We start from the raw sequence: 374 nt of genomic DNA, 5'->3' as shown, positions 1-374 counted from the left end.
TACCAATGAGGGCAACAAAGAAAACAAAAGAGATCCCAGCACGTAAAAGTCTTGCTGATGCACTCATGGCATAATGGATTTGTATGAATTTTATACTGCGACGTTTTTGCCAAAACCATAAAATTACTAGTGTCAAGGCAAATACAAGCCATAGGAGAAAAGCATTGAAAACATTTAATTCAAATGGATAAATAAACCAAGAAAAATAATTGCTTACTACCAAACTCAACAGTGTGGCTTGAATAGGAAGACTGAATTTCGGTGAAGTTAGTAACTCTCGATGCCTGTCATCAACAGTAGATTGTAAATCACCTGCTATCTGACTGGTGATCTTTCGCAAGATTGAAAGGGATACAAGTGTGGAGAATGCTGAT

At 36.9% G+C, this 374-nt stretch carries 1 protein-coding gene; it reads right to left on the bottom strand.

The annotated features are described in order from the left end of the window. Positions 1-374, bottom strand: a 374-nt coding sequence (locus tag GSM42_RS20320; RefSeq protein ID WP_160803386.1) for a hypothetical protein, incomplete at both ends; no start/stop codon positions are given.

This window comes from Shimazuella alba, from assembly GCF_009831235.1.
GTDB lineage: Bacteria > Bacillota > Bacilli > Thermoactinomycetales > Thermoactinomycetaceae > Shimazuella > Shimazuella alba.
The sequence above is the reverse complement of the archived record's forward strand: the minus strand, read 5'-3'. Positions and strand labels throughout refer to the sequence as shown.